Genomic DNA, 12,400 nt, shown 5'->3' on the forward strand with positions numbered 1-12,400 from the left:
TCAAGTTTCGCATTGCAGAATAAGGCAGTCTGTCGCGCCAGGCCCTAATGAAACATAGAGGAAATTTCGACATGTCCCAGATGCCCGCCTTCCACTGGCAAGACCCGCTGCTCCTCGACCAGCAGCTCACCGACGAGGAGCGCATGGTGCAGCAGAGCGCTGCCCAGTTCGCCGCCGACAAGCTCGCGCCCCGCGTGCTGGAGGCCTTCCGCCACGAGCAGACCGACCCGGCCATCTTCCGCGAGATGGGCGAGACCGGCCTGCTGGGGGCCACCATCCCCGAGCAGTATGGCGGCAGCGGCCTCAACTACGTCTGCTACGGGCTGATCGCCCGGGAGGTCGAGCGCGTCGACTCCGGCTACCGCTCCATGATGAGCGTGCAGTCCTCCCTGGTGATGGTGCCGATCAACGAATTCGGCAACGAGGCCACCAAGCAGAAGTACCTGCCGAAGCTGGCCAGCGGTGAGTGGATCGGCTGCTTCGGCCTCACCGAGCCCAACCACGGCTCCGACCCCGGTGGCATGGTGACCCGCGCCCGCAGGGTCGACGGCGGCTATCGCCTCACCGGCAGCAAGATGTGGATCACCAACAGCCCCATCGCCGACGTCTTCGTGGTGTGGGCCAAGGACGACGAGGGCGATATCCGCGGCTTCGTGCTGGAGAAGGGCTGGGAGGGGCTCTCCGCCCCGGCGATCCACGGCAAGGTGGGCCTGCGCGCCTCGATCACCGGCGAGATCGTCATGGACAGCGTCTTCGTGCCCGAGGAGAACATGTTCCCCGAGGTGCGCGGCCTCAAGGGGCCCTTCACCTGCCTCAACTCGGCGCGCTACGGCATCAGTTGGGGCGCCCTGGGCGCCGCCGAGGACTGCTGGCACACCGCCCGCCAGTACACCCTGGACCGTCAGCAGTTCGGTCGGCCGCTGGCCGCCAACCAGCTGATCCAGAAGAAGCTGGCCGACATGCAGACCGATATCTGCCTGGCCCTGCAGGGCTGCCTGCGGCTGGGGCGCATGAAGGACGAGGGCACCGCCGCGGTGGAGATCACCTCGATCATGAAGCGCAACAGCTGTGGCAAGGCGCTGGATATCGCCCGCCTGGCCCGCGACATGCTGGGCGGCAACGGCATCAGCGACGAGTTCGGGGTGGCGCGCCACCTGGTCAACCTCGAGGTGGTGAACACCTACGAGGGCACCCACGACGTCCATGCGCTGATCCTGGGGCGTGCCCAGACCGGCCTCCAGGCCTTCTGCTGAGCCCCGGCTCGGCGCACCCAACAACAATTCACCGGAGATACGCCATGAAAGTCCTCGTCGCGGTCAAGCGCGTGCTGGATTACAACGTCAAGATTCGGGTCAAGCCGGATCACTCCGACGTCGACCTCACCAACGTCAAGATGGCCATGAACCCCTTCTGCGAGATCGCCGTGGAAGAGGCGGTGCGCCTGAAGGAAAAGGGCATTTCCACCGAGGTGGTCGTCGCGACCATCGGCCCCAAGGCCGCCCAGGAGCAGCTGCGCACCGCGCTGGCGCTGGGCGCCGACCGCGCGATTCATGTGGATACGTCAGCCGAGACCGACGAGCGCGTCGAGTCGCTGGGCGCCGCCAAGGCGCTGGCCAGGCTGGTGGAAGAGGAGCAGCCGGGTCTTACGATCCTCGGCAAGCAGGCCATCGACACCGACAACAACCAGACCGGCCAGATGCTGGCGGCCCTCACCGGCCTGCCCCAGGGCACCTTCGCCTCCGAGGTGAAGGTCGAGGGCGAGAAGCTTCAGGTGACCCGCGAGGTCGACGGCGGCCTGCAGACCGTCGAGCTGACCCTGCCCGCCATCGTCACCACCGACCTGCGCCTGAACGAGCCGCGTTACGCCAAGCTGCCGGACATCATGAAGGCCAAGAAGAAGCCGCTTTCCGTCACCACCCCGGCGGAGCTGGGCATCTCGATCGCCAGCCGCGTGAAGCTGCTCAAGGTCGAGCCGCCGGCCGAGCGCCAGGGCGGCGTCAAGGTGGGCTCCGTGGATGAGCTGGTCGACAAACTCAAGAACGAAGCCAAAGTGCTTTGATAGGAGCTGATCTCATGAGCATTCTGGTACTCGCTGAACATCACGACGGCGCCCTGGCCGGCGCCACCGCCCATGTGGTTGCCGCTGCCAAGCAGATTGTCATAGAGAGTGGTGGCGATATCGACGTGCTGGTGGCCGGCGAAGGCGTCGCCGCCATCGCCGAGGCCGCCGCCAGGCTGGACGGCGTCTCCCGCGTGCGCGTGGCCGACCACGCCGCCTACGCCCATCTGCTGGCCGAGCCCACCGCGGCGCTGCTCGCGGAGCTCGCCGGCGATTACACCCACCTGCTGGCGGCCGCCTCCACCACCGGCAAGAACGTGCTGCCCCGGGTCGCCGCCCTCAAGGACGTCGCCCAGATCTCCGAGATCATCGCGGTGGAGTCCCCGGACACCTTCAAGCGCCCGATCTACGCCGGCAACGCCATCGCCACCGTGCAGAGCGAGGACGCCCTCAAGGTGATCACCGTGCGCACCACCGGCTTCGATGCCGTTGCCGAGGGGGGCAGTGCCGCCGTCGAGGCGGTGGGCCTGTCCTTCACGAAAGGGGCCGACAACGCCCAGTCCACCTTCCTCAAGGAGGAGCTGGCCAAGTCCGACCGCCCCGAGCTGGGTGCCGCCCGGGTGGTGATCTCCGGTGGCCGCGGCATGGGCAACGGCGAGAACTTCAAGCTGCTCGACGGCATCGCCGACAAGCTGGGCGCGGCCATCGGTGCCTCGCGCGCCGCGGTGGACGCCGGCTTCGTGCCCAACGACATGCAGGTGGGCCAGACCGGCAAGATCGTCGCGCCTGAGCTCTACATCGCCGTGGGCATCTCCGGTGCCATCCAGCACCTGGCCGGCATGAAGGACTCCAAGGTGATCGTCGCCATCAACAAGGACGAGGAGGCACCGATCTTCCAGGTGGCCGACTATGGCTTGGTGGCCGACCTCTTCCAGGCGCTGCCGGAGCTCGAGAGCAAGCTGTAACGATGATCGGGATCTTCCCTGAATGGGCCTATTTCGGTGGGCCTTTCGTCTATCAGGAGACACTATGCTGGACTGGTTTGAGGACTCCCTGCGACTGCCGGTGATTGGCTCACCGATGTTCATCCTTTCCGGTCCCGAACTGGTGCTGGCTCAGTGTCGGGCCGGTATCGTGGGCGCCTTTCCCGCACTCAATGCTCGCCCCGCGGAAGCACTGGCAGATTGGCTCTCACGCATCACCGAGGGGCTTGCCGATAGCCCAGAGGCCGACTCCGGACGCAGGACTGCTCCCTTTGCGGTCAATCTCATCGTGCATCCCACCAACGATCGCCTCGAGCACGATCTGGCGCTGTGTGCCGAGTTCCGCGTGCCTCTGGTGATCACCAGCTTGCACGCCCCGGACCGCGTCGTGGCGCGAGTGCACGAATATGGCGGGAAGGTCTTCCATGATGTGACGACCCTGCGCCATGCGCAAAAGGCCATCGAGTGCGGCGTGGACGGACTGATCCTGGTCAGCCACGGTGCGGGTGGGCACGGTGGGCGCCTAAACCCTTTCGCCTTCGTGGCTGAGGTAAGACAGAGGTTCGATGGCCCTCTGGTCCTGGCCGGCGGTATCGGGCGCGGTGAGCAGATCCTGGCGGCTCAGGCGCTGGGTGCCGATCTGGTTTACATGGGAACACGCTTTATCGCCAGTCATGAAGCCAATGCGGTGGAGGCCTACAAGCGTATGGTGGTCGACTCCCGGGCGGCCGACATTGTCTACAGCGACCTCTTTACCGGGGTACATGGCAATTACCTGCGAGCCAGCATCGAGCGAGCAGGACTGGATCCCGATGATCTCCCGACGGGCGACAAGCGCCAGATGCGCTACGGGTCTGACGGCGGCAGCAAGCCCAAGGCGTGGCGGGATATCTGGGGGGCCGGCCAAGGTGTCGGCGCAATTCAGTTCCGCCAGAGCGTGGCCGAGATCGTGGATGAGCTGGAGCGAGACTATCTGGCGGCCCGGCGGCGACTTGCCGTTTAGTTGCCGACCTCCCTTCTCGGGACATATCCCACCGAACTCGGTGGGATATGTCGTTGTGCGCCAGGCATGGCGCGTAGCACCGATAGGTGCTGTTCCCGAGGGTGGTGCCTCGGGATGACTTGGGGGTGAAAGTCCCCTGCGGACCCTGATAGCGGGAACCGCTAGCCGAACAGCAAGGGTGTCCGCCGCGAGGCGGAATCTGAAGGAAGCTGAAGGCAAACTCCCGGCCTGACGAACAGGAATCGCATATGAGGCAGCCACATCTGGGCGAGAGGGCAATGACACTCGAAGCCCAATAGCTATCCGGAAGATGTGGAGGTAAATGCGGCGGGTAGATGGGAGGAAGGTCGCGCGTCTTACCCTGGGAGGTCTGGTGGTCTGCCACGGTGCTACCGGCGCCGAGAGGCGACGGGATGGGCCACCAGACGTCAGCAGAGGCCATAGTAAGTGCTGGTTCACCGCGGCACCAAGGGCCGAACATGAAGAACCGCGAGTAGGCGATGATGTCTCGAGGATCGATCATGAAGGCAGAAAGTGGCGCTGATACCGCCACCCACCCAGAGGGGCAGGGGCGGAACCCCGAGTCCCAGCCGGTGGGCGTCGAGACGATCCCGGCGTCGTCATCGTGGACGAAAGCGGAGCCCGCCCCGCTCATGGAGGCCGTGGTAGATAAGGCCAACATGGAGCGGGCTTACCGAAGGGTGGTCGCCAACAAGGGGGCGCCGGGTGCCGACGGCATGACGGTCCACCAGCTGGCCGACCACCTGAAGGAATGCTGGCCAACGCTGCGCGAGCGGTTGCTGGCCGGTGAGTACCACCCCAGTCCAGTCCGAGCCGTCGAGATCCCCAAGCCCAAGGGCGGGACGCGACAGCTCGGCATCCCCACGGTCACTGACCGGCTGATCCAGCAGGCGCTGCTGCAGGTGCTGACGCCGATCTTCGATCCGGGGTTCTCCGCATCGAGTTATGGCTATCGGCCCGGGCGCAGTGCCCAGCAGGCCGTCTCGGCGATGAAGGCCCATGTCACCGCCGGCCACCGCTGGGTGGTCGACCTCGACCTGAAAGCCTTCTTCGACCGGGTGAATCACGACCTGCTGATGGCGCGGGTCGCGCGCCGCGTCCGCGACAAGCGAGCGTTGCGCTTGATCCGGCGCTATCTGGAAGCCGGGATGTTCCAGGACGGCCTGGTCGCGCCACGCCGGCAGGGCACGCCCCAGGGCGGACCACTCAGCCCGCTGCTGGCCAATATCCTGCTGGATGACGTGGACAAGGAACTGGAACGCCGCGGCCACCGCTTTTGCCGCTATGCCGACGACCTGCAGGTGTATGTCAGGAGTCGGCGAGCGGGCGAGCGCGTCATGGCCAGTCTGAGTGATTTTCTCGAGAGCTCACTCAGGCTGACGGTCAATCGCAACAAGAGTGCGGTGGATCGACCCTGGCACCGGGGGTATCTGGGCTACACGCTGACCCGGCACAAGCGGCCGAAGCTGACGCTGGCCAAGACCAGCCTGCAGCGCCTGATGCAGCGTGTCCGCGAGATCCTCAAGCGTGGCAGGGGGCGCAACATACGGCGCGTTATCGAAGAGTTGACCCCGGTCCTGCGGGGCTGGGCCAACTACTTCTCCTTCGTCGACGTAAAGCGCCCGCTGGAAGCGCTGGAGGGTTGGATACGTCGCCGACTGCGTTGCGTGATCTGGCGGCAATGGAAACGCCCGCGGACACGGCGCCGCAAGCTACGGGCGCTGGGTCTGGACGACCATCGGGCGTGGAAGTCAGCGGGAAACGGGCGAGGCCCTTGGTGGAACGCCGGCGCCTCGCACATGAATCAGGCCTTGCCACGGAAATGGTTCGAGCAGCAGGGCCTGATCTCGGTACTCGATACGGTCAAGAGGGCTTAGTCGTTCTTCGTGAACCGCCGTGGTACGGAACCGTATGCCCGGTGGTGTGAGAGGACGGGGGAGGCGACTCCCCCTCCTACTCGATTTCTTGATACTCCGTCCTGCTAGGGTGCGTTAACAATTGCTGATGGAGATCGGGCTGATTTAGAATATCAGCATTTTTCGGTGATCTATGCCTCGGCTAATGCTACGTGATGACCAATGGGAGCGCATCGAGCACATGCTCCCCGGCAAAGCTTCAGATCGCGGGGTGACGGCCAAGGACAATCGCTTGTTCGTGGAAGCCGTCCTGTGGATCGCCCGGACAGGCGCTCCCTGGCGTGATCTGCCCGACGCCTTCGGTCGCTGGCACACTGTCTACATGCGCTATAACCGGTGGTCTAAGAAGGGGGTCTGGCAGCAGGTTATCGACACATTAGCCGATGATCCCGACATGGAGCAGCTGATGATAGATGGCAGTATCGTCAAAGTTCATCAGCATGGGGCGGCAAAAAAACGGCTCAGAGCACCGAAGCCATGGGGAAATCGCGTGGGGGATTGAGCACCAAGATCCACGCGGCGGTCGATGCCCTCGGCAACCCGGTACGGCTAATCCTCACACCGGGCCAAGCGTCTGAGTACGGAGCCGCCCCAGCGTTACTGGCGGGCTTTTCTCCAGCGGCGGTGCTTGGCGACAAGGGGTATGATTCCACCGCTTTGAGGGACATCATTCGAGCGGTGGGCGCCGAGCCGGTGATTCCGCCGAGAAAGAATCGCTTGGAATGCCCCGAGATAGATTGGCACTGTTACAAGGATCGCAACCTGGTAGAAAGGTTCTTCCAGAAAATCAAGCAGTTCAGGCGGCTGGCAACACGCTATGAGCGACTGGCGAGAAACTACCAGTCGCTACTCAACCTTGTATCCGCCGTCATATGGCTGGCCTAATTGTTAACGCTCCCTAGGTGCGCGCCTACATACTCGGGTAGTTGGGTCCGCCGCCGCCCTCGGGCGCCACCCAGGTGATGTTCTGGGCCGGGTCCTTGATGTCGCAGGTCTTGCAGTGCACGCAGTTCTGGAAGTTGATCTGGAACTGCGGCTTGCCGTCGTCCCCCTCGATCACCTCGTAGACCCCGGCCGGGCAGTAGCGCTGGGCAGGCTCGGCATAGGTCGGCAGGTTGTCGCGGATCGGCAGCTCCGGGTCCGCCAGGCGCAGGTGGCAGGGCTGATCCTCCTCGTGGTTGGTGTTCGACAGGAACACCGAGGAGAGCTTGTCGAAGGAGAGCTTGCCGTCGGGCTTGGGGTAGTCGATCTTCTCGAATTCGGCGGCCGGCTTGAGCGCTGCGTGATCCGGCGTGGTGTCGTGGACGTTGGGCAGCTTGCCGCCGAGCAGCTGGTTGACGAAGTTGTAGGCGCCGCCGCCCACGGTACCGTACTTGTGGATCGCCGGGCCGAAGCTCGCGCTCTCCTTGAGCTCGGCATAGGCCCAGCTCGCCTCCCACTTCTCGGTAAAGGCGGTCAGCTCCTGTCCCCCTTCATCACCGCCGGCGATGGCCTCGAAGACCGCCTCGGCGGCCACCAGGCCCGACTTCATGGCGGTGTGCAGCCCCTTGATCTTGGCGAAGTTCAGGGTGCCGGCGTCGCAGCCGATCAAGAGGCCGCCCGGGAAGGTCATCTTCGGCAGGCAGTTGAGGCCGCCCTTGGTGATGGCGCGGGCGCCGTAGGCGATGCGCTTGCCGCCCGCGAGATGCTTGGCCAGCACCGGGTGGTGCTTCATGCGCTGGAACTCGTCGAAGGGCGACAGCCAGGGGTTCTGGTAGGAGAGGTCCATGATCAGGCCCACCACCACCTGCTGGTTCTCGGCGTGGTAGAGGAACCAGCCGCCGTGGGTGGACTTGTCGAGCGGCCAGCCCGAGCCGTGGAGGACCAGGCCGGGCTCGTGCTGCTCGGCGGGGATGTCCCACAGCTCCTTCAGGCCGATGCCGTAGTGCTGGGGGTCGCGGCCGGCCGCCAGGTCATACTGCTGGATCAGGCGCTTGCCGATATGGCCGCGGGCGCCCTCGGCGAAGAGGGTGTACTTGGCGCGCAGCTCCATGCCCGGCATGTAGCTGTCCTTGGGCTCGCCGTCGGCGCCCACGCCCATGTCGCCGATCAGGATGCCCTTGACCACCCCCTCCTCGACGATCGCCTCCTGGGCGGCGAAGCCCGGGAAGATTTCTACGCCCAGGCCCTCGGCCTGCTCGGCCAGCCATCGGCAGAGGTTGCCGGCGCTGATCACGTAGCGGGGCATGTCGCCGCCGGTGTTATGCATGGACTTGGGCACCAGGGCGTTGGGCAGCTTCTGGGCCTTCTCGGCATCCTTGAGCAGGTAGAGCTCGTCGCGGATCGCCGGGGTGGTCAGCGGGGCGCCGCGCTCCTCCCAGTCGGGGAAGAGTTCGGCCAGGGCGCGGGGCTCGAAGACGGCGCCGGAGAGGATATGGGCGCCCACCTCGGAGCCTTTCTCTACCACACACACGGTGAGCTCCTGCTCGGCGGCATTGGCCTGCTGCATCAGCCGGCACGCCGCGGCCAGGCCCGAGGGGCCGGCGCCGACGATGACCACATCGAAGTCCATTGAGTCACGTTCGATCGTTGCCATGGAGTTCTCCTGTGTTTCCATCAGCGGTCAGGCCGCGTCGACAAGGTGGTCGCTGACATAGTCGAGGTGGTGGTCGACATCGCCCAGGTAGTGATCGAACATCACCAGGTGCTTGGCGTAGTGGGAGACGTAGCACTCTTCGGTCATGCCCATGCCCCCATGCAGCTGGATGGCCTGCTCGGCGACGAAGCGTGCGGCCTCGCCGCAGTAGGCCTTGGCCGCGGCGAGGCGATAGTCGCGCTCGGCATCGGGAAGGGCCAGGCTGGTGGCGGCGAGAATCGCCATGGAACGGGCCTGCTCGAGGTGCAGGTGCATGTCGACCATGCGGTGCTGCAGGCTCTGGAACGCCGACAGGGGGGTGCCGAACTGTTTGCGCTCCTTGAGATAGTCGAGGGTCTGCTCGCAGGCAACCTCCATGGCACCGACCGCCTCGGCACACAGCGCCGCGCGGCCGAGCGCGAGGGTGGCATCGAGGGCCTGGGCGACGTCGAGGCCGAGACAGCAGTCGTCGCTCAACGAGACGGCCTTCAGGGTCAGGTCGCTCGCCGACTGGTCGTCGATCGTGCGGTAGTCGCGGCGTGACAGGCCGTCGGCGTCGGCGGGGACCACGAACAGGCCCAGGCGCCCGTCATCGAGACGGGCGGTGACCAGCAGGGCAGCGGCCGAGGCGGCATTGAGCACCAGCTGCTTGTTGCCATCGAGACGCCAGCCATCGCCATCCCGGCGCGCCGCGGTGGCGATGCCGTGGGCATCGTAGCGGGCGTGGCTCTCCTGCCAGGCGAGTGCCAACTGATGGTCACCTTCCAGCAGCGGGGTCAGCCAGCGCTCCCGCTGCTCGGCATCGCCGAGTCGGGCCAGCAGATCGCCGGGCAGCACCAGTCCGGCCAGGTAGGCGTCGGGTACCAGGCCGCGACCCAGGGCCTGCATGATGAGCATCAGGTCAATGCCGTTACCGCCGAGGCCGCCGACCTCCTCGGCGAAGGGCATGTGCAGTAATCCGAGGTCGGCGAAGGTCTGCCACAGCGCCGAGGGTTCGTCGGCAGCTGCCTCGAGCATGGCGCGGCGCTGCTCGGGGGCGACCCGGTCGGCAATCAGGCGATCGAGGGTATCGGCGAGCATGCGCTGCTCGTCGGTCAGGGAAAAGTCCATGGGCGGCTCCTTGGGTGCCGAGGGTCGGCGACTCACATGCCGAGAATTGTCTTGGCGACGATGCTCTTCTGGATCTCGTTGGCACCGCCATAGATTGAAAGCTTGCGGCGGTTGAAGTACTGGGCGGCCCCAGCGGCACTCTCCGCCAGGGTCGGGTCGTCGAGCTCGCCGTCGCCGTGAAGGAAGTCGGGGAAGAAGGGCAGCGCGGCTGGCCCCAGGGCGCGGCGGGTCAGGTCGCTGAGCTCCTGGCGAAGCTCCGAGCCGCGCACCTTGAGCAGCGAACTCTCCGCCCCCGGTACGCCGCCATCCCGGGCCGCGGCGATGACCCTCAGGTTGGTCACCTCCAGTGCCATCAGCTCGAGATCGGCCTTCACCACCCGCTGGCGGAAACTCGCCAGCTCGAGGAGCGGCCGCCCGCGATGCTGAATCCGGGTGGCCAACGACTTGAGATGGCGCAGTGCCTGCTTGGCGTGGCCGAGCCCGGCAATGCCGGTGCGTTCATGGGTCAGCAGGAACTTGGCGCAGGTCCAGCCCTGGCCCTCCTCGCCGATGCGGTTGGCCACCGGTACGCGGACCTCGTCGAGGAAGACCTCGTTGACCTCGTGGGCGCCATCCAGGGTGATGATCGGGCGTACCGAGATGCCCGGGCTCGCCATGTCGATCAGCAGAAAGCTGATGCCGGCCTGCTTCCTGGCGTCCGGGTCGGTACGCACGAGGCAGAACATCATGTTGGCGTGCTGCCCCAGGGTGGTCCATGTCTTCTGTCCGGTGACGACATAGTGCTCACCGTCGCGCACGGCGCGGGTCTTGAGGCTGGCCAGATCGGAGCCGGCCCCGGGTTCGGAGTAGCCCTGACACCACCAGTCCCGGTTGGCGAGGATACGCGGCAAGTAGTGGCGCTGCTGCGCCTCGCTACCGAATTTCATGATCACCGGCGCGACCATGTTGATGCCAAACGGCACCACGGTCGGCGCGTGGGCGGCGGCACACTCCTCGTCGAAGATATGTCGCTGCACCGGGCCCCAGCCGGGCCCCCCCGTGTGCCTCGGGCCAGTTGGCGGCCAGCCAACCGCGCTCGCTGAGAATCGTCTGCCAGCGCAGGTGATCGTCGGCGGTGAGCCGCCGGCCGAGCCGCACGCGTTCGCGGATGTCGTCGGGGAGTGACGTGGCGAGAAAGTCGCGTACGTCCTGGCGGAACGCCTGCTCCTCGGCACTGTAGGTCAGGTTCATGGGGATGTCTCCGAGGTAGAAAGAGTGGCCTGGTAGTGGGGGCCACCGAGGTGACGCGGGTAGCCCAGGACCTCGACGGCCAGCAGGTCGATATCGCTTGAGCGGTAGCAGAAGCCCTGCTCGGCGAGGAGCAGGCTGGCCGCCTCCATGGCGGCCCACCGGTCATCAGGCGCGATGTTCGCTGTCCGGTACAGCGCGGCGAGCAGGCTGTGGCCGCGGCTTACCACGACGGCTTGACGCAGTGCCTTGATGGCAGAGGCCGCGGCCTGTTGCTGTTCGCCACTGGCGCGAGTGGCGACCAGTTCCACCAGAGCGCCCTGTGTCGGCGTGACCAGCACCAGGTCTGCGTCCAGCCCATCCAGCCGGCCGATGCCCTCGGCCGGCTGAAGGACGATGGACAGGCACCTCGCCGGACAACGGGGAGCCGTGTTTTCGGGGGCGATGAGACAGGCCTGTGTCGAGGCGTCCGGCCGGTCGGTCAACGCGATGCCAGTCCGCCCGGCATTGGCCTTGAGACGCTCGAAGAGCGGGTGCGCGCCGAGCAGGGCGATGCGGGTCAGCATCTGGGGGGCACCGGTGTCTGGCACCCTGTGCGGGGCACGGGCGGCGAAGAAGGCATGGATCAATCCGGCCCGCTGGGGGGAGTCCATGCAGGCGAGGAATAGCTCGCGCTCGCGGCGCAGCCCCTCGGCCAGACTGAGATCGGTGCTGGCCTCGATGGCTTCGAGGCAACGAAATGGCGAGAACAGCTCGGGCGCCTCGGTCTCGAGCCGAGCCCGATGGCGTGCCATGGCCCCGGGGTCCGCGGCGGGCGCGGGTAGCTCGCCGGTCCGACGGGCGGTGCGCTGGCCTGCCAGGATGGCGCGAGCGGCATCGAGGCCGGCATCGAGCGGGACAGCAGTCTCGTCAATGGCATCGATGATGCCCAGCGTCAATGCCTCCTCGGCAGGCACGAAACGCCCGCTGGTAATCAGTGCCAGGGCGCTGTCCACGCCGACCAGGCGGGGCAGCCGCTGGGTACCGCCGGCACCGGGCAGCAGGCCGAGCTTGACCTCGGGCAGGCCGACCCGGGTACCCGGCAGGGCCACACGGTAGTGGCAGCCCAGTGCCACCTCGAGGCCGCCGCCAAGGGCGGTGCCGTGCAGTGCCGCCACCAGGGGCTTGGTGCTGGCCTCGAGGCGTGCGACGACCTCCGGCAGTATCGGCTGCCGGGGAGGCTGGCCGAACTCGCGGATATCGGCACCGGCGATAAAAGTGCGGCCGTCTGCCATCAGCACCAGGGCGCGTGCGCCGTTATCGGCCAGGCCCCGGTCGAGCGCCTCGAGCAGGCCGCTGCGCACGGCATGGCCGAGGGCATTAACGGGCGGGTTGTCGATGCGGATCACACCGATCTCGTCATGGCGCTGGTAGTGGACACAGGCTGGCATGCAATGATCTCCGGGTTGTGGGCGTGGTGTGTGGCCG

8 protein-coding genes and 2 pseudogenes are annotated in these 12,400 nt (G+C 66.3%); 6 read left to right on the plus strand and 4 right to left on the minus strand.

The window, feature by feature from the left end; translation table 11 throughout:
- Positions 1–71 precede the first annotated feature (71 nt).
- From HIR79_RS09995 to HIR79_RS10020, 6 genes and pseudogenes are all read left to right on the plus strand, one after another.
- Positions 72–1,253: an acyl-CoA dehydrogenase gene (locus HIR79_RS09995; protein ID WP_169958235.1), complete on the plus strand. Its 1,182-nt coding sequence runs from the start codon at positions 72–74 to the stop codon at positions 1,251–1,253.
- A 44-nt stretch (positions 1,254–1,297) separates the two neighbouring features.
- Positions 1,298–2,059, plus strand: a complete 762-nt coding sequence (locus HIR79_RS10000; protein ID WP_169958236.1) for an electron transfer flavoprotein subunit beta/FixA family protein — start codon at positions 1,298–1,300, stop codon at positions 2,057–2,059.
- A gap of 14 nt (positions 2,060–2,073) precedes the next feature.
- Entirely contained in the window at positions 2,074–3,024 is a 951-nt protein-coding gene (locus HIR79_RS10005; protein ID WP_169958237.1) for an electron transfer flavoprotein subunit alpha/FixB family protein, read from the plus strand.
- A gap of 64 nt (positions 3,025–3,088) precedes the next feature.
- Positions 3,089–4,045, plus strand: coding sequence for an NAD(P)H-dependent flavin oxidoreductase (locus tag HIR79_RS10010; RefSeq protein WP_169958238.1), 957 nt, complete (start codon positions 3,089–3,091; stop codon positions 4,043–4,045).
- Positions 4,046–4,566: 521 nt separating this feature from the next.
- On the plus strand, positions 4,567–5,943 hold the full coding sequence (gene ltrA / locus HIR79_RS10015; RefSeq protein WP_211620701.1) for a group II intron reverse transcriptase/maturase: 1,377 nt from the start codon (positions 4,567–4,569) through the stop codon (positions 5,941–5,943).
- Between the two features lie 220 nt (positions 5,944–6,163).
- Positions 6,164–6,867: pseudogene (locus tag HIR79_RS10020) on the plus strand (IS5 family transposase).
- Positions 6,868–6,892: 25 nt separating this feature from the next.
- Here the strand turns inward: HIR79_RS10020 and HIR79_RS10025 are convergent.
- The 4 genes and pseudogenes from HIR79_RS10025 to HIR79_RS10040 form a co-directional block, all read right to left on the minus strand.
- Positions 6,893–8,557, minus strand: a complete 1,665-nt coding sequence (locus HIR79_RS10025; RefSeq protein WP_169958239.1) for an electron transfer flavoprotein-ubiquinone oxidoreductase — start codon at positions 8,555–8,557, stop codon at positions 6,893–6,895.
- Between the two features lie 27 nt (positions 8,558–8,584).
- On the minus strand, positions 8,585–9,706 hold the full coding sequence (locus HIR79_RS10030) for an acyl-CoA dehydrogenase family protein (protein ID WP_169958240.1): 1,122 nt from the start codon (positions 9,704–9,706) through the stop codon (positions 8,585–8,587).
- A 32-nt stretch (positions 9,707–9,738) separates the two neighbouring features.
- A pseudogene (locus HIR79_RS10035) lies at positions 9,739–10,936 on the minus strand (acyl-CoA dehydrogenase family protein).
- On the minus strand, positions 10,933–12,363 hold the full coding sequence (locus tag HIR79_RS10040) for an enoyl-CoA hydratase/isomerase family protein (RefSeq protein WP_169958241.1): 1,431 nt from the start codon (positions 12,361–12,363) through the stop codon (positions 10,933–10,935). Before HIR79_RS10040 ends, HIR79_RS10035 begins: the two are co-directional and overlap by 4 nt.
- Between the last annotated feature and the right edge of the window lie 37 nt (positions 12,364–12,400).

This window comes from Halomonas sp. PGE1 (genome assembly GCF_013000985.1).
In the GTDB taxonomy this organism is placed as follows: Bacteria; Pseudomonadota; Gammaproteobacteria; order Pseudomonadales; family Halomonadaceae; genus Halomonas; species Halomonas alkalicola.

What these genes read in the sequence shown, in the direction of transcription:
- HIR79_RS10040 (WP_169958241.1), bottom strand. Translation starts at nt 12,363, where the DNA reads ATGCCAGCCTGTGTCCACTACCAGCGCCATGACGAGATCGGTGTGATC.
- HIR79_RS10030 (WP_169958240.1), bottom strand. Translation starts at nt 9,706, where the DNA reads ATGGACTTTTCCCTGACCGACGAGCAGCGCATGCTCGCCGATACCCTC.
- ltrA (WP_211620701.1), top strand. Translation starts at nt 4,567, where the DNA reads ATGAAGGCAGAAAGTGGCGCTGATACCGCCACCCACCCAGAGGGGCAG.
- HIR79_RS10010 (WP_169958238.1), top strand. Translation starts at nt 3,089, where the DNA reads ATGCTGGACTGGTTTGAGGACTCCCTGCGACTGCCGGTGATTGGCTCA.
- HIR79_RS10005 (WP_169958237.1), top strand. Translation starts at nt 2,074, where the DNA reads ATGAGCATTCTGGTACTCGCTGAACATCACGACGGCGCCCTGGCCGGC.
- HIR79_RS10025 (WP_169958239.1), bottom strand. Translation starts at nt 8,557, where the DNA reads ATGGCAACGATCGAACGTGACTCAATGGACTTCGATGTGGTCATCGTC.
- HIR79_RS09995 (WP_169958235.1), top strand. Translation starts at nt 72, where the DNA reads ATGTCCCAGATGCCCGCCTTCCACTGGCAAGACCCGCTGCTCCTCGAC.
- HIR79_RS10000 (WP_169958236.1), top strand. Translation starts at nt 1,298, where the DNA reads ATGAAAGTCCTCGTCGCGGTCAAGCGCGTGCTGGATTACAACGTCAAG.